Below are 17831 nucleotides of genomic sequence, written 5' to 3' on the forward strand. Positions count from 1 at the left end.
CCAGTTTCCGGAAGAGAATGATCGGTATGAGAGCTGATCGTCTGGTGGCGACGCTGCTGTTCCTGCAGACACGCGGACGAGTGACCGTCGCAGAGGTGGCCACGGAACTAGAGGTGTCCGAACGTACGGCGCGACGCGACCTGGAGGCGCTGGCGACCGCCGGCATTCCCGTCTACTCGCAGCGCGGCCGGGGCGGCGGCTGGTCGCTGGTCGGCGGAGCCCGAACCGACCTCACCGGGCTGACCGCCGACGAGATCCGGGCGCTGTTCCTCGTCGCGGGACCGTCATCCACCACGCCCGAGCTGCGGACGGCACTGCGCAAGCTGGTACGCGCCCTGCCGGTGACCTTGCGTTCGGACGCCGAGGCCGCATCGCGCGCCGGTGTCACCGACGGCACGGACTGGTCGCGCACCGCCGTCACCGCCGAGGCGCCCCACCTCGACGCCCTCCAGCGCGCCGTGGTGGAGGGGACACAGATCCGGCTCGGGTACGCCGGGCCCGGCAAGCCCTCGGACGAACGGACGGTCCATCCGCTCGGCCTCGCGTCCAAGGCCGGCGTCGGCTACCTCGTCGCCGGCACCGACCGCGGCCTGCGGATCTTCCGGCTCAGCCGCGTCACCTCCGTGGAGGCGACCGGCGATCCCGTCGTACGGCCGGACGATTTCGACCTCGCCACGGCCTGGCGTTCCCTCGCCGCACGGATGGAGGACCGCATGCACGCGGCGACCGTGCGGGCCCGGGCCGAACCGGGTACCGAGGCAATCCTGCAGCGGCTGTTCGGCGGCCGGCTGCGGATCGCCCGACCGCGTCCCGGCGAGTGGACGGAGATAGAGGTGGACGGGCCGTCACCAGAGGTTCTCGCGGCGCAACTGGCCGGGCTGGGAGCGCGTGTCGAGGTCCTCGACCCCCCAGAAGCCAGGGAGCGGCTCGCGCACCTGGCGGTCGAGCTCGCCGCCGTCTACGGGACACCGGCGAAAACCGGCGATGATCCGACGACCCCGGCCGCGACCCTCCCCGCGCCGTCGCCGTCGCCGTCGCCGTCGCCTGAGCGAGGATCACCGCAGCCCAGCGGACCGAGAACGAGAACCGCATCCGGTCCACCATGGACAGGCCTGCAGCCGACCTGGTGGCATTCGGCGGAGGTTCACAGGTGATCGGCACCCCGGAGAACACCTTGACCCGGGCCTTCGGCGGGTCGAGTGCGAGCAGTGGGCTGACGTGGTCGGTGATGCGGTCCGCCGCCGACCTGGACACACCGAACAACGGAGCGAGCTGTCGCAGCGTCAGGTTCGTTCGTCAGTAGGCCGCGACCAGCAGCACCCGGTCCTCCAAGGACAGGCTCCACGGTCGGCCCGGACGCACCGAACCGGCACCCTCGCGTCGCATCACCGTCATCAGTTTGCGGAAGTCACGCGGGCTCAGCCCGGTGAATAGGGCGGTCCAGGACTGTTCCGACGCTGTCATCACACCAGCCACATCAAGATCATCATATTTACGCCTACCTGACCTGGTTGCCGGGCGGCTGTGGCCGCCATGGCAGGTTGCAGATTTGTCCAGCCGCGCGCTCCCCCCGGACGGTTCGGCAGCAGGGTGCCGACGCTCCGGACCAACGGGGGTCAGACAGCTCGGCGACGTCGGTAGTAGGCGTAGGCAAGAGCGAGCACGATCGGACCCCACAACATCACCGGGCTGATACACACACGCGCCAGGACCATCCACCACCCGTTGCCGAAGGCGACCTCGTGAAAGCCCAGTAGACCGAACCAGGCGAGCGGCATGCTGTCCCACAGGGCGACCAGGCCCAGTCCGCCCAGGGTCGCCGGAATGATCGCGGCGAGTGGCGCGACCCTCCGGCCGCCGATCAACGGCACCCAGACCGGGACAACCTCACCCCACCCGCTGACCAAGCCGGTGCAGAGCAGGGCCAGCCCCTCGGTAAGCAGACTGAGTCCGAGGACGTAACCCGGGGCCCACCACGGGAGGGGCCCCGCGGGCTGGACGGTCCCCATCGTGAAGTCGAAGGCAAACGGCAGGCGCCACAGACAGTGCGGCAGCACGACGAACGGCAAGGCCCTGGCGAGTCGGAGCGCCCAGCCCGGGACCGGACGCTCGGTGTCGCCCAGGAAAGCTTGATCGGCATGACTCCACCGTCGCCGAACCCCGACGATGGGACGTCGGCCGCACGGACGATCTCGATCCCCCACAGGAGCCACCTCTCGATCGTGCCGATGGCTGACGGACAGTCAGAAGCCGGAGACAACCGGTTCAAAGCTCAGTTACGGGACATTCCTGAGCTTGTTCCTTGGCCTCGGGGCCCTGGTTGTGGGGACTGCCTGATCAGTCAACGGTGTAAATCCCCTGGTCACTTGACCGCTGGTGGCCGGCGGACTGGCGGCCCCCGAAGGGCGTGAGGGTCGCCTTCCACTGGTTCACCCAGGTCTTGTGGTCTGTGTCGGGCAGATAAGCGCCGTGCCCTGTCCAATCGGGTTACGCCGTTGAATCAGACGCTCCCGGTCGACCTGATCCTGCCTGCGGGGTCGCGTGAGCTGAGCCGGGTGCGCGGCCGCACGGCGTGTGCGGCGAGGGTGGCCCACTCGCGCAGAGCGGTGCGCCGGTCGGCGTACTGGACGGCTTCGGCGAAGACGGCGGTAATCTCCTCGCCGTGCGCGGCACGGTACTTGGCCGTGTGGATGAGCTTGCAAGGAGATACCGACCGCGTCGAGTCCCTGGCCGTGCTGTCCGGATTCCGGGCCGACTTGAGGTAGCGGACGGCGCCGTTCTCCCCGGTGATGAAGACATCGACCGACAGACTCATGGCCTCAGTGGATCACGCTGCCAACCCGCCCCACGCGCAGGCGGGCGTGAACTGCCCGGCCTGGTCCGGTGATCCGGATCTTTCGACTGGCCCGACCGGCCCATCAACACTTTAGAGTCGCCTGTACATTCCCCGGGTGGACCGGGCCGGACCGCCCAATCCTCCGACCTGGAGCCTCGCATGGTTACCGAAGCCCGATTCTCGGTGGAGAACATCTTCGACCTGAAAGGTCGTACGGGCGTCCTTGTGGCAGGTAGCGTCGAGTCCGGCCTGGTCAAGGGCGGCATGACGCTCCACGACGTGTCGACTGGCCGTCAGGTCAGGGTGACTGGCATCGAGTTCCATGCGGGAAGCTCCCTGCCCGGTTCCGCGACCTTGGTGGTGGACCGTCGTGATACCGACTCCGTGCGGGTCGGCGCCGTCCTGGTCAGCAGCTGGGCCTGACATGGCTCCAGGGGAGCTTTGATCGTTGAGATCCGCGAGCCGCAGGCCGAAGGCCACCAGCCCCCCGTTGGCGTCGAAGCCTGATTCGCACATGCGAGCAACGGATGATGATCTTGCCAGACGGGTCCCCAGCCGCAGTGGCGGCGGGTGACCCGTCCAGGGGCCGCGTGTGGGGGTCGAACGCTCGACTGCGGCCGTCGTGCTGCCCCGGCTACGCGAGCAGTCGGCGGCCGACCGCCGTGATCAGTGTCAGGACCGCGAGGGCGAATCCAAGGAGCGCGATCTGACTGGAGACGTACAGCGTCGCGATGCCGATTCCGAGGACTGGAAGGGTCAGTCCGACGTAGCCGCAGAGGAAGAGTCCCGCGAGGGTCTCGCCGCGCGCCGCGGGGGCAGCGAGGTCGGCCACCGTCGAGATCGCTCCCTTGAGCAGGATGCCGGCTCCTGCCCCGGCCGCCGCTCCGCCGGCCAGGAACAGCGGCAGGCTCGGCAGCCACGCTGCCGCACTGACCGTGACGAGGCCGGCCGAGGTCGACGTGAGGCCGACGACGAGCTGATGCCTGACCGTAGCCCGGCCGAGCAGCATCTGCGCTGCGGCCGCCGTGCCGAAGGCGGTAAGGGCGACCAGGCCGGCGAGGGCCCGGGACGGATGGTGCATCGTGACCGCGACGAATCCGGGGGCGAGCGAGCTGAACAGGCCGAGGATCGCGAAGGCGGCGAAGGCGGCGACGGCCGAGGGGAGGAAGCGCGCACGGTCTTCCGGGGGGAGCGAGACGCGCTGCGGGCGGTAGGCCGGGCGCTCGTCGCCGAGTTGGACGGTTTCCGGGACAAGGGCAACGCCGACTGCGCTGAGCAGCAGCAGGGCGATGAAGACGACGTACGGCGTGCGAAGCGGGTCCGCGACGAACTGAGCGAGCAGCCCGGAGACCAGCGGTCCGAGGCCCAAACCGCCAAGGTTCGCCGCGGTGGACGTCAGGTCGGCGCGGGCGCGGTGAGCCCCCGGACGGGCCACAGCGTGGAGCTCGCCCAGGTGTGCGGTGGCCGTCGCGGTGATCATGCCGATGCCCAGGCCGGTCACCAGTCGTGCCGCGATCAGACCGGTCAGCGTCGGCCAGAGCAGGAACAACAGAGCGGCGAGTACCTCGAGCAGCAGCGCCGGGAGCAGGACCCGGCGGCGTCCCAGCCAGTCGGAGATGTGACCGGCGAGGAACAGGCTGATGATGACACCCACCGCGTAGGCCGCGAAGACGACCGAGACGACGAACGCCGAGAAGTGGTCACGGTGCTGGTAGAGAACGTAGAGGGGAGTCGGCGCCGCGGAGAAGGCCATCGCGATGAGGAAGGCGGCCGCGACGAACCAGAAGCCCGGACCGTGCGGAAGGGGGCCCACCCGCCGACGGGTGCGAGGTTCGCAGGCGATGGCGGGTAAGACCGCGTTCTCGGGACGCGGACGGTAGGGGGTCTGGGTCGACAAGCCAATCAGCTCCTGATCATCGTGAAGGATCCCGGGTCTGCGACACCGAGTCTCGCTCCCGCCGGACGATCACGTCTAACGATCATTCTTGCTTGCCGCCATCACGATTTGAGATAATCGGGCCATGGAGCTTCGCCACCTGGAGTGCTTCGTCGCGGTCGCCGAAGAGCTCAACTTCACCCGCGCCTCCCAACGGCTCCACGTCGTCCAGTCCGGCGTCTCGGCGTCGATCAAAGCCCTGGAACGCGAACTCGGCATCCGCCTGCTGGAGCGCACCTCCCAGCGCGTCGCCCTCACCGACGCCGGCGCCGCGCTGCTGCCGCATGCCCGTGCGACCCTCGACGCGGCGCAGGCGGCGCGCGATGCCGTGGACGAGGTGCGCGGCGGGCTCCGCGGCAGCATCACCGTGGGGACTCTGATCTCCGTGGCGGCTGTCGACCTCCCCTCGCTCCTCGGTCGCTTTCATGCGGAACACCCCGAGGTGAAGGTGCGCCTGCGTGTGTCGCCGAGTGGATCGGCGGGGCTGGCCAAGGCACTCCAGGATGGGGAGTTGGACGTCGCCTTCCTCCTGCTGCCCGGGAGCCCGCCCCCGGGAATCACACCGCGTGACCTGCTGTCGGTCAGCTTGGTCGTGGTCGTCCGCGCCGACCACCTTCTGGCCGACCAGGACGAGGTTCCGCTGGCCCGGCTGGCAGAGGAGTCGTTCATCGACTTCCCCGTCGGCTACGGGAACCGGACGGTGGCCGACCAGGCGTTCGCGGCAGCCGGCATCCAACGCCAGGTGGCACTGGAGGTAACGGAGATCACGACGGGCGCGCAGTATGTACGCAACGGCTTCGGCGTGGCGCTCCTGCCCGACTTCGTCGCGCCCGCTGATCCCGAACTGCGGACGCTGAGGGTGTCTGACCACCCATTGCGCTGGACGCTGTCGGTCGCCACCTCGACGATGAGGCGGCCAAGCGCCGCTGTGCGCGCGCTGCTGGAAGTGGTGGACCAGTGGCACGATCGACTTCACGAAATCCGTGCCTGAACCCCTTTTTCGGCCCCACCGTTCCGGGTTCGTCCGGGGTCTGGCCCAGGTTTTGTGATCGGTGACGCTGGGTGACGGATTCTGCGGGTCGGTGGGGTCTGAAGATCGTCCGAAACTCGGCGGCCTGCTGCCGCGAATGGCTGACGGTCGGCTCTTGTGTCGCAATCGTGGTCATGGCTCTGTGAGTTGCTGTTCCCGTCGTTGCCGGAGTTGGAGGTGGTCGGTGTTGAAGTGTCCGGTGCGGTGGTGCGGGTCGAGGCCCGGGTAGCCGCGCCTGGTGCCTCCTGCCCTTGCTGCGGGGAGTGGTCGAAGCGAGTCCACGGCTCCTACCTGCGCTATCCGTCGGATCTGCCCAGTTGCGGGCGCCCGGTGGTTCTCGCCTTGCGGGTGCGGCGGTTCACCTGCCCGGATGCATCGTGTCCGCGGCGCACGTTTGCCGAGCAGGTCGTTGGACTGACACGCCGTCACGGCCAGGTCACCGAACGGCAGCGCAAGTCCGTTGCCGACCTGGGCCTGGCGCTGGCTGGCCGTGCCGGGGCGCGGATGGCCGCATTGCTGGGCATCCGCGCCAGCCGCAGCACACTGCTGCGACGGGTGATGGAGCTGCCCGACCCTGTCGTCGGTACGCCGACGGCGGTCGGGGTCGACGACTTCGCCCTGCGAAAGGGCCATATCGACGGCACTGTCATCACCGACGCGGTCACCCACCGGGTCCTGGACCTGCTTCCCGAGCGCGACGCGGCAACGCTCGCGCCCTGGCTGGCCGGACACCCGCAGATCGAGGTGATCTGCCGGGACCGCGCGAGCGCCTACGCGGAGGCCGCCGACACCGCGGCGCCGCAGGCCCGGCAGGTCGCCGACCGGTACCACCTGTGGGCCAACCTGGTCCGCGCCGTCGAGCGCACCGTCATGGACCACCGGCCCTGCCTGAACAGCCTCCCCGCCGTCGAACCGGAACCCGAGCCCCAGTGGGAGACCCCGACGCCCACCGGCAGCGACACGGCCGGGCCGGTCGACCCGACCGGGCGGATGGCCGACCGCCGCCGCGAACACCACGCACTTGTCCACCAGTTGCTGGCACGTGGCATGGGCCTGCGTGAGGTTGCCCGCCACCTGGGCTGGGGTCGCCACACCGTGCAGCGATATGCGCGAGCGAAGCACTGGCAGGACATGGTGAAGGGGCAGCGCCCGCGGGCGAGCAAGCTCGATCCCTTCAAGGCCTACCTGGCCCAGCGCTGGGAGGAGACCGGAGGGAAGATCACCGGCCTGGCCCTGCTGGAAGAGATCAAACAGCGGGGCTATCGCGGCAGCTACACGATCCTCGCCGTCTGGAAGCAGGACGCCCTGGCCGATCCGGACAGCATGCCGCCACCGCCCCCGGCGCCCACGTTCCGGCAGGTCACCGGCTGGCTCACCCGCCACCCGGCAGGCCTCACCCACGACGAGGAAGTCCAGCGCAAGGCCGTCCTGGCGCACTGCCCCGAACTGGACACCGCCGCCTGCCTGGTCACCGCCTTCGCCTGCATGCTCACCCTCCTGGAAGGGGAACACCTCACTGACTGGATCACCGAAGCCACGTCCTCCGCCCTGCCCGGGATCAGCAGCTTCGCCGCCGGCCTCAACGTCGACCGCGGCGCCGTCGAGGCCGGACTCACCAGCCACTGGAACTCCGGCCACGTCGAAGGAGCCGTCAACCGGATCAAGATGCTGAAACGACAAATGTTCGGACGCGCCGGCTTCCCGCTCCTGCGCAAGCGCGTACTTCTGGCCTGACGCTCTGTAGCCCCCGCACGCGCAACCTTTGCATCGCGCGGTCGATCACGGGGCACCCGACGTCGGACCGCAGCAAGGCGAGCTGGGCGGTGGTGACGCGTGTGGTGTCGTGGGTCGGGCCTGCCGCTGAGAGTGTGCCAATCACCTCATTTTGAACTTGTTCAAGAACGTGAGATGCGCCAGACTCATCATGGATCGAAGGAGTGGGGAGACTACCGTGCCTGAAGCTAGACGCAATGTGTGGGCGGCCGTGCCCGTACTGACGGTGGTGCTGGTCGTCGGTGGAATTGCGCAGTTCCTCCTAGTTGCGAGAGGGAGCTACCTCCTTACTGCTCACTTCGCGCCGGACGAATTGGCGCAGGTGCCAGGCCAAACTCTCCAGCAGATTCACGAGCGGGGCCTCGCGGCAATCATCTTGGCGGTTATCCCGTTCGCCGCAGCTCTTCTCGCCCTTCTGAGTCACAGACTGTTCAAGCCAGGCTGGGCCGGGTTCGCCAGTAGGGCCGCCCTCTGGATGGCCTGTGCGGATGTGCTGGTCATTCTCGCTGCACTACTCACTACCAGCTGATACGGGATTGGGAGACCTTGGCTGCGATCTTGCTTGTGGCCTTTCGGGGTTAGCCCGTGCGCTGGTCCGACTGTTCGCCGTGCCACCGGACAAGATCATGCGGAGGAACGATTACACGGCCGCCCATCATCACGGCACGGGGCTGACGCTCTGCAACCGCCGTCACACAACTTGCGCCAGACCCTTCGTCCGGCCCCACTCGTTGCATCCGGCCACCGCTCGGGCCGGATGCACTGCTCCATCTGGCCGCCCAGTGAGTGTTCTCAACGGTGATCACTTCCAGATTCCGTTGAGGACGAGGGCGGCACGGGTGATGTCGCCGATCCGGCTGGGGCTGAGCGTGACGTGCTGCAGGGTGCGCCATCGCTGCTTGAGTTCGGCGGCGGTGCGCTCGCCGAGGGCTCGGACGTGCCGCAGCAGGGTGTTGAACATGCGGGTGTCGACGTGAAGTGCCTGTTCGGACTTGCCCTTTGGCCGGCGGACGGGGATGCGGATGCCGATGCCCGCGCCGGTGTAGCCCTTGTCGGCCAGGGTGGGCAGGCCGTCTTTCGCCGTCTTGTAGAGGGCGGGCAGGGCGTGGATACGGGCGGCAGTGATGTCGGGGGTGGAGCCGGGCTCGACGTCGGAGACCCACAGTGGGGTGCCGTCCGGGGCGGCGAGGAACTGGATGTTGCCGCCGAACGCCTTGTGCTTCTGGGAGAACCACAGGTCGTTGCCGTTCTCGCGGACGCCGGCCAGGCGGTCGGATTCGATCAGCGTGCCGTCCAGGACGACGTGCGTCATGCCTTCGCGTTGACAGCGGTTCAGGACTTCGTACAGGTCCGGGGCCTGGTCGGCGAGGACGTCGATGCCCTCGTGCAGGTAGCGGTAGCCGGTGGCCTGGGAAAACCTCAGCGGTTTCCGTACTTCACTGCGGTACAACGAGCGCCCTGTCTCGCCGCTCAGGGAGACAGCCTTTCGGCGTCTGCTCGCCGCCCGGGCGGGCGAGCAGAGAGCGTGGCTACGGGGATAAGAATCCGTTGATGCATAGTTTCGGAAGGTCGCGTAGGTATGCGGGTGCGCCGATACGAGGCCCTCGGACCGGTGCGCCTGCCGACCAGAAAGTAGGAGCCCCTCCATGCCCGCATTCCGTGCTGTTGCTGGTGTCGCCATGACCGTGGCTGCCACCACGGCCTTCACCGCTGCCCCCACCGCCGCTCCCCCGGACTACAGCAAGCAGGTGCGTTGCGATGCCGACGCTCTCAAAGGAGCGATCAATCGGGCGAACGCCGCCGGTGGCGGCACGCTGGAGCTCGCCCACCACTGCACCTACACCCTCAAGGCTCCGGACAACGACAGCAATGGCCTGCCGGTGATTACCAGCCGCATCACCATCGATGGCAACGACGCCACCATCCAGCGGGACCCGATGGCAACCCCCTTCCGCATCTTCGAGATCGCTGGACCCCCGCTCACCGGTCCCACCGGTCCCGCAGGGGACCTGACCGCGAAGGATCTCACCATCAAAGGCGGCAACCTGACCGACTTCAGCGACACGGGAGCGGGCGTCCGGGTGGACGCCGGCGGCACTCTACGCCTGACTGACAGCACCGTGACCGGTAACACCAACGTGGGGCAGGGGGGAGGGATCAGCAACCTCGGCCGCACGGTCCTCGTCCACAGCACCGTCACCGACAACTCAAGCAACCGCGATGGCGGGGGCATCTACAGCAACGGCGCCCTTAACCTTACGAAGGGCAGCGAGCTGACCTCCAACAGCGCAAGTGTCTCAGGCGGAGCGTTGCGCATCGACGGCGGTACCGCCGAGATCACCCACACCACCTTCCACAGCAACACCGCAGGTGACGGTGGTGCCGTCCATGTCAACGGCGGCTCTCCCGAGTTCGACGACAGTGTCATTACGGGCAATACGTCGAGGGGTAGCGCAGGCGGCCTGGATCTTGAGATCAGGACGGTCTTGCGTCGCACTCGCGTCGAGAACAACACCGCGGGGAGAGACGGGGGTGGCATCTGGGCTGTTTCGGCGGTGCTGGACGACGTCCAGGTCACGGGCAACCGGGCCAACGACCGGAGAGGCGGCGGCATCTTCAACGCATTCGAACTCACAGTCAAAAATAGTCGGATCACAGGGAACCAGGCCAGCGGCCAAGGCGGCGGCGTCTTTGACGACTCCGGCACCGCCGCCACGGTGAGCCACACCCGGGTTAGCGACAACGCCGTGACCGGCAGCCCGGGTCAGGGCGGCGGGTTCTGGAACAATGGCACGCTGGCGCTGGACGAGGTTGAGGTCACCGACAACCGGGCCACCGCCGTCGGTGGGGAAGGCGGCGGCATCTACAACATCGGCGGCGACGGCGGCGGAACCGGTGTTAACGGCAATCTGCTGCTCACCCGGACCGAGGTCGTCCGCAACACCGCAGGCACCGGCACTTCCGGAACTAACGCGGGCGGCGTGTGGACCAACAAGGCGCTCCGCGTCTTCCAGGATTCCACCATCCGCAGCAACCACCCGACCAACTGCGTTGACAGCCCCGTGCGCCCCGACTCGTGCACCAACTGAGGTTTTCTCAGCAAAATGATCTTCGCGAAGCCAGGTGAACCGCACGCTTCGGTGCGGACCGGACATGGCAGCCCTGGTGCCGGACAGACGTGAAGCCCCTGGTAGGACAGTCTCTCTCACAAGATCGTCTGCTGAACCAGAGGCTTCACGTCGGTCACCTGTGTTGCCACGCTCGACGTCCCGCGCCACGTGGTGGAGTGCCTGGCTCGGCTGCTGGCCGCCCACCGGCGGCGGGTCGGCACGCCAAGAAGCTCCCGCGCGCTGGGGCCACGTCCTGCTGCCCGTCGTCCTGATCGCTATCGGCCTGCTCATCCTCATCCAAGGCGGTGCCTTCGGCCTCTGACGCACCGCGCGCCGACTGTGGTGCGAGCGGAATTACGAGGGTCCCGCCGCGCAGGACGCCGTCGCTCTTGCGCCATGTCAGGAACTGACCTCGTCATCAGGTGAACCGCGAAACGCTCCTTGACGGAGCGTCATTTCATCGCGCTGATCGGATCTTCTTCGCCAACCCCCCGGAGCGACGCAGGGCGGTGCCGAGCAGGACGACCACGAGGGCCGCGAGATAGGCGGGTTGCTGGGTGTCGCTGCCGAAGAGGTAGAGCGCCTGCGCGGCGGCCGGGACGGCGAGCCACTCCCAGCGCCCGTCGAGCGCAACCAGTGCGACGACCAGCAGGCCGTACCAGGGGTAGGCGGGTGCGACCAGCAGCAAGGCGGTACCGGTGACGAGCAGCGCGCCGCTCCAGGGCCTGGCCGGATCTCCCCGCCGCAGGACGTACAGGACGACGGCCGTCAGCACCAGTGCCGCCGCGTACGGCGCCCAGTTCGCCGGAACCACCAGGCGCAGCAGGCCGAAACGGTCGATGGTGGCGTCCTCGTAGCCCTCCTCGCGGAGGTAGCCGGGCAGGTAGCCGATCACCCCCGCGCCGGAGGCGACGACGTACGGAACGTACACGAGCGCGACGGTGAGCAGCGCGGTCGCGGGCAGCAGCAGGTCCCGAAACCGAGGGCGCCGGGCGAGCAGCCCCGACATGGCGCCGGGCAGCGCGAGTGCGGGGATCAGCTTGGTGGCGATGGCCGCGCCCAGTGCGACTCCCCCGGCAACGGCATGCCTTCGCACCGCCAGAGCGAGGCCGAGGACCAGCAGCAGGGCGCCGAGCGTGTCCACGTGGGCATCGTTGACGGACCAGATCGCGATGCCGGGGAACCAACCCCACAGCCCCGCGCGCCAGTTCTGACGACGGATCAGCAGCAGGGCCCCGGTGGTCGTGACGGCGAGCAGTGCGCCGCCCACCTGGACGGTGCGTACCGTTCCGTGAGCCGCGTGGAGCCCCAGGAACCAGATTTCGGCGACGGGCGGGTAGATGGTGTGCACACCCGGCCGGTTGATGTGGGTACAGGCGCCGGCGACGGTCCGGTGCTCGTTCCAGGCGGTGCAGGCGCTGTCGGCAGGGAAGAGCGCCGGATCGCGGAGCCCGACCAGGGCCGGGGCGTCCGGAGCGTAGGTGTACGGGGAGATCCCGGCGGCCTGGACACGGCCGTCCCAGACGTAGCGGTACGCGTCGTCGCTGGTACGGGGCGGGGCGAGCAGGCCGGTGGCGGCAACGGCCAGGCTGCCGGCCAGCACCAGCGGGGCGACGTGCCGTGAGGGCACCCGGCGCAGCAGGGCCATCGCGATCGCGAACAGGGCGAGGTCGGCGAGGTACCAGCCGTACAGCGGGCGGGGGTTGCCGAGCGTTCCGCCTCCGGTGACGGTACGGGCCAGGGCGGCAACCAGGACGCCCAGCGCGAGGGCGGCGGGCACGGTGGCACAACGGGAGGTCAGACGGGTGGTGGGCACGAGTTCAGCCTGCCACCGCGTCGCACCGCTCCGACGTAACGGCTAACCGCCGTTCGACTTCCGTAAGCACGTCGAGGCCGGTCGGCAGGGCCTTCAGGCGCTCTCATGGAGTCGTGGACCCAGAAACTCCCGACAGCGAACCCACCGGCCCCGCCAAGCCCGAACCACCTGCACGACCTGCACCAGCAGAGCCACCCGTATCGCCGGAGCCACCCGAGGCACAGCCCCAACCGCCGGACAGCGCCAAGCCCGCGCAACCCCCGCAACCCCCGCAACCCCCGCAACCCGCCAAGCGGTCCGAACCTGCCGAACCCTCCGGTCCTTCCGAACCGGCTGAGCCCGCCAACCCCGAGCCGCACCGGACAGCCCGGCGCCGCCCGTACGACCTCCCCCTCCCGACACCGCCGCAGATCCTGCGCCAAGGACCGCTGCGTGAGGGGACGTTCACCTCCGCGCTGCACGAGCCGCGCACCACGGTGGTGATCGGCCGCTGGCTGGGCGCAGCACTGCTGGTCTGCTTCCTGACGGGCCTGCTCAGCCATGTTCTCCAGCAGCCGCCGACCTGGCTGCGTGACCATCTGCCGAGCCGCCCGGTCGACGGCTACCGCGTCACCCAGGGGCTGCACGTCATCTCGGGCATCGCCGCCATCCCGCTGCTCGGCGCGAAACTCTGGACCGTCTACCCCCGCCTCTTCGAGTGGCCGCCTGCGCGCAGCGTGCTGCACGCGCTGGAGCGGCTCGGTATCGCGATCCTGGTCTCCACGATGCTGCTGGAGCTGTTCACGGGGCTGCTCAACATCATCGAGTGGTACCCGTGGCCGTTCCCGTTCCGGCAGACCCACTTCTGGCTGGCCTGGGTGGCGACCGGCGGCCTGCTGCTGCACGTGGCCGCCAAGGGTCCGATGATCGGCCAGCACTGGCGGCGCGTCAGCCCGGAGTTTCGACAGCGCCGGGCGTTCCTCGGGTCCGTGACAGCAGCGGTGGCCGCCGTCACCGTCACCACGGCCGGGCAGACCGTGCCCTGGCTGCGTCACTTCGACCTGCTGGCTCCGCGTCGTCCCGACATCGGCGAACTCGGCCTCCCGATCACCCGCACGGCCGCCGAGGCGGGCACCACCGTCGCCCCGGCCGACTGGCGCCTGCGCGTCGACGGCCCGCAGCCGTACGAACTGACGATGGATCAGCTGCTCGCCCTCCCCCAGCACCAGTCACGTCTGCCGATCTCCTGCGTGGAAGGCTGGAGCGCCTCGGCGCACTGGACGGGGGTTCGCATCAAGGACCTGCTGGCTCGCGCGGGCGCCCCGGCCACCGCGCGGGTGCGGGTGACCTCACTGGAGGCCGACGGGCCGTACCGGATCATGGAAATGCCCGCAGCGTACGCGCAGGATCCACTGACGCTGCTGGCGGTGCGGGTGAACGGCCAGGTGCTGACGGCCGATCACGGCTACCCGGCACGGATCATCGCCCCCAACCGGCCCGGGGTGCTGCAGACCAAGTGGGTCGTCCGAATGGAGGTGCTGTGATGCGGACCCTGCGGGTGGCCACCGTCGCGGTCGGGGTCGGTCTGATCGGGTACGGGGTGTACGGGCTGCTGCACGACAGCTACATCCGCGACCCGCTGGACGTACTGATCTGGCTGGTCGGCGGGCTGGTGCTCCACGACGGGCTCTGGGTGCCGCTGCTCTGTGTGCTGGGGGCCTCCTTTGTGCGCGGACCGGTGCTGCGCGGCTGGCTGGTCGTCGCAGCGGCAGTCACCGCTGTCGCGCTGCCCCTCATCCTCCGTGACGGTCACAACGGCGGCAACGCCTCCGTCCTGCCGCTCCCCTATCTGCGCAACTGGCTTCTGGTCCTGGCCGCGACGGCAGCCGTCGCCGCGCTCGCAGCCCTCTGCTCGCGGACCCTGCGACGGCGCAAGCCTTAGGCCTTCAGGGGCAAGGGCCTGAACCTGTTCCACCGCCGGCAGCGCGACGTCCGCCTCGCCGGATGGCGGGGCGGACGCGGGAGCATACGGTCAGTGCGTGGCAGCGGCCGGGGCGTCCAGAACGCCGGTGACGTCGCCGACGATGGCAACGAGGTCGGCGGCGATCGCGGCCAGGTCCCCGGGGACTGCGGTGGGGTTGGCCTGGAGATCGCTGGCCAGCGTGGCGAGGTCGGCATTCAGCTTGGCGAGGTCGGACGCGAGGCTGCGCGTCGCCATGCCCTGCTTGGTGGCATTGGCCGGTTTCTGGAGCTCGGCCTGCAGGGCGGCGGCGGCCGCCTTCGCCCTGTCCACCTGGGACTGGAGGTCGGCCGCGCTGGGCCGGGGGTTGGCCTTGGCGGAGCGCGCCACGGCGTCGACCGCGCTGGTGAGGTCGCCGAGGAGGCCGAGCTGGTGGATCTGCTGGAGTGATTTCGTCTGGTCCGCCCGCTGGACGGCGACCTGGTGGGTCGGCGCGGTGGCCGCATTCGCGTGGATGGTGGTGGCAAGGGCTCCGGTGAGGACGACGCCGGCGAATGCCGCGATTATCCGCTTGGTGCGCATGAAATGACCTTTGCTCTGTGATCCGAGGCCGCTGGGGGGCGGCGACCGCCAGCCTCACCCGCCCGACTACGGTTCGCAAGCGCACGACTCCCAACGGTTACATCACTCCCTGTGCTCCCCCTCGCTCATTCGCAGGCCGCCGGCAACCATCGAGCGCCCTCGTCGGCCTTGTCTTTTGGCCAACGTTGTCGCGGCGGCCTTGGCGATCGTGGTGATCCGGCAGATCACCGCAGCTCGGTATGCGAAGTTCCAGGCCGACCTCACCTCCCTGCCGTTCGCGTCGACTCCCACCGTTTGACCACACATATGCAGCTCGCCGCAGCAAGGCGGTCGAGCCTCGGCACGGTCTCGAGGTCCGTCACCACGTGATCAGTCGCTGACGCACCGGTAGTGGGTGGTCAGCCGTCCCTCGTCGTCCAGGATGTGGAAGGCGAGCGCGGGAGGCTGGTCGAGGTGGACGTGGTCCTCGGGGTGGGCCCGGTGTTCCCAGGGGAGCCGGAGCGTGGACACGACTCCTGGTGCCACCAGCAGCGGCCGTCCGGCGAAGGTGGTCGCCGCCGGGGTGTGGGCGTGCCCGCAAAGGAAGGCCGCGAGGTTGGGGTGGCGGTCCGCGATCGCGGCCAGCCGCTCTGCTCCGAACTGGCGGATGCCGTCGACGAAGGGGACGTGCAGCGGGGTCGGCGGGTGGTGGAACCCGACCAGTACGGGCACCCGGGCCGGAGCCTGGGCCAGGGTGTCCTCCAGCCACGCCAGCGTCTGGTCGTCGAGGAAGCCATCGTCCTTGCCCGGCACTGAGGAGTCGCACAGTGCGATCACGAAGTCGGCGGTGCGGTACACCTGGTTGACCGGTGCCGTCGATCCCGGCTGCCCGAGCAGACAGCGCCGGAACGCGGCGCGCTCGTCGTGGTTGCCCGGGCAGACCAGGACCGGGTGCCGGGAGGCCAGCAGTCGGCGGGCCTGCTCGTACTCGGCGGGCAGGGCGTGGTCGGCGATGTCACCACTGACCAGGACGGCATCCAGGTCGTAGGGGAGCTCTTCGAGGTAGTCCATGACGGCCCGGGTGCGCTCGATGCTGCGCTGCCCGCCGTCGATGTGGAGGTCGCTGAGGTGCGCGATCACGATCATCGCCGGGGTCCCTTCGTCGCGGTGTGCAGGATGTGAGTGAGGACGGCCGAGTAGTCCTGGCCGCCGCGTCCCGCGCGCTCGGCGTCGGAGAGCCAGTCCCGGACGGCGGCGGTCAGGCCGAGGCCGGGCCGGCCGTCACCGACCGCGTCGGCGACGAGGTCGGCGTCCTTGCGGGCCAGGGCGAGCGCGAAGCGCGCCGGGTGAACTCCGGCCTCGATCGCGCCGCGTCGACGCGCCGCCTGCTCCGCCAACGGCGTCACGCCCAGCACCTCGTGCAGGGACTCCCACGACAGCCCCAGTGCGCCACCCAGCGCGAGGGATTCGCCCAGCACACCCAGCACACCGAAGAGTGCGTTGTTGGCGACGAGTTTCGCCGCCGTGCCGGCGCCCAATTCCCCGACGTGCAGCGGTGAACCCAGCTGCTCCAGCAGGGGCGAGCACCGTTCGACCAGGGCTTGCGGGCCACCGACCAGGATCCGCAGACCTCCTGACGCGGCCTCGGCCACACTGCCGAGCACCGGCGCGTCCAGCAGTCCCGTACCCGCGGGCAGCGCCTTCGCGAGACGGGTCACCGACGAGGGCGACACCGTGGACATCTGCACGACCACCGCTTCCGGTCCGACTCCGGCGGCGATCCCGTGCTCGCCCTCGGTCACCGCCAGCAGTGCTTGCGGGTCGGCGACCATCACGATCACCGCCTCGGCCCCGCGTGCCGCATCCGCCGGACTCGACCCGACCGCAGCGCCCGTCTCCCGCAATGCCGCCGCCCGCTGCGGCGAGCGATTCCAGACGGTGATCCGGCGGCCGTTGGCCAGCAACCGGCGGGCGATCGGCGCGCCCATCGCGCCGAGCCCGATGACAGCGATCCGTTCCACGCTCGTGCTCCCTTCGTCCGGGCTTTCGCCCTCGAACGTAGAGGATCACCGGAGCAGGAGGAAGATCCGGTTCCATGCCGAATTCCTGGTCCAGTACGACCAGCGCGCCGTCCCCGTCCTCGTCGCCCTCGCCGGGCATCCCGACGCCGAGGTCCGCCGGCGGGCGGCCGGGTCCTTTGCGGGGGTCGCCACCGGCGTGGCGGACGGGCCGGACATTCGCGCACTCGTCAGGCTGTCCCGCGACGACGACCCCCGGGTCCGCGACTGGGCGACGTTCACGCTGGGCTTCCAGGCCGAGGTCGACAGCCCCGGGATCCGGGCCGCGCTGTGGGAGCGGACCACCGACGAGAATGCGGATGCCCGCGAGGAGGGCATCCGCGGACTGGCCCGCAGACGCGACCCGAGTGCCGTCCCGCTGCTGGTGGAACTGCTCGGCAGCCCCGAGGGCGCGCACGTCCTCACCTTCACCGCGGCGCAGATCATGGGCGTTCCCGAACTGCTGCCGGCCCTGCTGGAGTACGAGCCCGACGGCGCGGGGGTCACTGCCGCAGTGAACGCCTGCGACCCGGTGCAGCGCGAACGGCTGGACGCCTTCGCCTGGGACCTGGTGTGCACGCTCGACCGGCTCCGCCCCGACCTGGCCGCCGCCGTGTACATGGAGCGCTTCGACCACGGCATGTCCCTCGGCCTCGACGCCGCCTTCGGATCATCCGGTTACGACGTCGAGGCACTGCTCGGGCGGGCAGGCGGCGACCCCGCACACGCTGCCGAACTGGTCGCCGCCGACCGGCCGAGGAGCCCTGGGTGAA

16 protein-coding genes and 2 pseudogenes are annotated in these 17831 nt (G+C 69.5%); 9 read left to right on the forward strand and 9 right to left on the reverse strand.

The annotated features are described in order from the left end of the window. The first annotated feature begins 26 nt into the window (after nucleotides 1-26). Complete coding sequence (locus tag P3T39_RS21865; protein WP_280700167.1) at nucleotides 27-1154, forward strand: WYL domain-containing protein; 1128 nt, start codon at nucleotides 27-29, stop codon at nucleotides 1152-1154. A 31-nt stretch (nucleotides 1155-1185) separates the two neighbouring features. On the opposite strand, the pseudogene P3T39_RS21870 reads toward P3T39_RS21865, so the two are convergent. From P3T39_RS21870 to P3T39_RS21880, 3 genes and pseudogenes are all read right to left on the reverse strand, one after another. Then, a pseudogene (locus P3T39_RS21870) lies at nucleotides 1186-1476 on the reverse strand (transposase family protein); the annotation flags it as partial. A gap of 140 nt (nucleotides 1477-1616) precedes the next feature. Then, the gene (locus tag P3T39_RS21875) at nucleotides 1617-2069 is read right to left on the reverse strand and encodes a hypothetical protein (RefSeq protein ID WP_280700168.1); all 453 of its coding nucleotides are present in this window, start codon (nucleotides 2067-2069) and stop codon (nucleotides 1617-1619) included. A gap of 431 nt (nucleotides 2070-2500) precedes the next feature. Beyond that, nucleotides 2501-2815 (reverse strand): hypothetical protein, encoded by a 315-nt coding sequence (locus P3T39_RS21880; protein WP_280700169.1) that lies wholly within the window; start codon nucleotides 2813-2815, stop codon nucleotides 2501-2503. 180 nt (nucleotides 2816-2995) lie between these two features. Between P3T39_RS21880 and P3T39_RS21885 the strand changes: the two genes are divergently transcribed. After that, nucleotides 2996-3259: a hypothetical protein gene (locus tag P3T39_RS21885; RefSeq protein WP_280700170.1), complete on the forward strand. Its 264-nt coding sequence runs from the start codon at nucleotides 2996-2998 to the stop codon at nucleotides 3257-3259. A 211-nt stretch (nucleotides 3260-3470) separates the two neighbouring features. Here P3T39_RS21885 and P3T39_RS21890 read toward each other — a convergent pair whose 3' ends face one another. After that, entirely contained in the window at nucleotides 3471-4733 is a 1263-nt protein-coding gene (locus P3T39_RS21890; protein WP_280700171.1) for an MFS transporter, read from the reverse strand. A 124-nt stretch (nucleotides 4734-4857) separates the two neighbouring features. Between P3T39_RS21890 and P3T39_RS21895 the strand changes: the two genes are divergently transcribed. The 3 genes from P3T39_RS21895 (at nucleotide 4858) to P3T39_RS21905 (ending at nucleotide 8104) form a co-directional block, all read left to right on the forward strand. Continuing rightward, nucleotides 4858-5763 carry a LysR substrate-binding domain-containing protein gene (locus P3T39_RS21895; RefSeq protein WP_280700172.1) on the forward strand — a complete coding sequence of 302 codons (906 nt, stop codon included), beginning with the start codon at nucleotides 4858-4860 and terminating at the stop codon, nucleotides 5761-5763. A gap of 246 nt (nucleotides 5764-6009) precedes the next feature. After that, nucleotides 6010-7536, forward strand: a complete 1527-nt coding sequence (locus P3T39_RS21900; RefSeq protein ID WP_280700257.1) for an ISL3 family transposase — start codon at nucleotides 6010-6012, stop codon at nucleotides 7534-7536. A gap of 157 nt (nucleotides 7537-7693) precedes the next feature. Then, nucleotides 7694-8104, forward strand: a complete 411-nt coding sequence (locus P3T39_RS21905; protein ID WP_280700173.1) for a hypothetical protein — start codon at nucleotides 7694-7696, stop codon at nucleotides 8102-8104. Between the two features lie 273 nt (nucleotides 8105-8377). Here P3T39_RS21905 and P3T39_RS21910 read toward each other — a convergent pair. Next, nucleotides 8378-8995, reverse strand: a pseudogene (locus P3T39_RS21910) (transposase family protein); the annotation flags it as partial. Between the two features lie 226 nt (nucleotides 8996-9221). Here P3T39_RS21910 and P3T39_RS21915 point away from each other — a divergent pair. Then, complete coding sequence (locus tag P3T39_RS21915; protein WP_280700174.1) at nucleotides 9222-10664, forward strand: hypothetical protein; 1443 nt, start codon at nucleotides 9222-9224, stop codon at nucleotides 10662-10664. A 478-nt stretch (nucleotides 10665-11142) separates the two neighbouring features. Here the strand turns inward: P3T39_RS21915 and P3T39_RS21920 are convergent, their stop codons facing one another. After that, a complete protein-coding gene (locus tag P3T39_RS21920; protein ID WP_280700175.1) occupies nucleotides 11143-12501 on the reverse strand; it encodes a glycosyltransferase 87 family protein in 1359 nt (452 codons plus the stop codon). 113 nt (nucleotides 12502-12614) lie between these two features. Here P3T39_RS21920 and P3T39_RS21925 point away from each other — a divergent pair, with 113 nt between their 5' ends. Together P3T39_RS21925 and P3T39_RS21930 are read left to right on the forward strand one after the other, a co-directional pair. Next, entirely contained in the window at nucleotides 12615-14024 is a 1410-nt protein-coding gene (locus tag P3T39_RS21925) for a molybdopterin-dependent oxidoreductase (protein ID WP_348534371.1), read from the forward strand. Then, nucleotides 14024-14422 carry a hypothetical protein gene (locus tag P3T39_RS21930; protein ID WP_280700176.1) on the forward strand — a complete coding sequence of 133 codons (399 nt, stop codon included), beginning with the start codon at nucleotides 14024-14026 and terminating at the stop codon, nucleotides 14420-14422. The genes P3T39_RS21925 and P3T39_RS21930 overlap by 1 nt, the downstream gene beginning before the upstream one ends. A gap of 90 nt (nucleotides 14423-14512) precedes the next feature. On the opposite strand, the gene P3T39_RS21935 is transcribed toward P3T39_RS21930, so the two are convergent. The 3 genes from P3T39_RS21935 to P3T39_RS21945 all read right to left on the reverse strand — a co-directional run bounded on the left by P3T39_RS21935 (nucleotide 14513) and on the right by P3T39_RS21945 (nucleotide 17022). Further along, the gene (locus P3T39_RS21935; RefSeq protein WP_280700177.1) at nucleotides 14513-15022 is read right to left on the reverse strand and encodes a hypothetical protein; all 510 of its coding nucleotides are present in this window, start codon (nucleotides 15020-15022) and stop codon (nucleotides 14513-14515) included. Nucleotides 15023-15391: 369 nt separating this feature from the next. Continuing rightward, nucleotides 15392-16147 (reverse strand): metallophosphoesterase, encoded by a 756-nt coding sequence (locus P3T39_RS21940; RefSeq protein WP_280700178.1) that lies wholly within the window; start codon nucleotides 16145-16147, stop codon nucleotides 15392-15394. Next, nucleotides 16144-17022 (reverse strand): NAD(P)-dependent oxidoreductase, encoded by an 879-nt coding sequence (locus tag P3T39_RS21945; RefSeq protein WP_280700179.1) that lies wholly within the window; start codon nucleotides 17020-17022, stop codon nucleotides 16144-16146. The genes P3T39_RS21940 and P3T39_RS21945 overlap by 4 nt, the downstream gene beginning before the upstream one ends. Here P3T39_RS21945 and P3T39_RS21950 point away from each other — a divergent pair. After that, on the forward strand, nucleotides 17003-17830 hold the full coding sequence (locus tag P3T39_RS21950) for a HEAT repeat domain-containing protein (protein ID WP_280700180.1): 828 nt from the start codon (nucleotides 17003-17005) through the stop codon (nucleotides 17828-17830). The two genes, P3T39_RS21945 and P3T39_RS21950, sit on opposite strands and share 20 nt — an antisense overlap. Nucleotide 17831: the final 1 nt, after the last annotated feature.

The sequence above is a fragment of the Kitasatospora sp. GP82 genome (genome assembly GCF_029892105.1).
In the GTDB taxonomy this organism is placed as follows: domain Bacteria; phylum Actinomycetota; class Actinomycetes; order Streptomycetales; family Streptomycetaceae; genus Kitasatospora.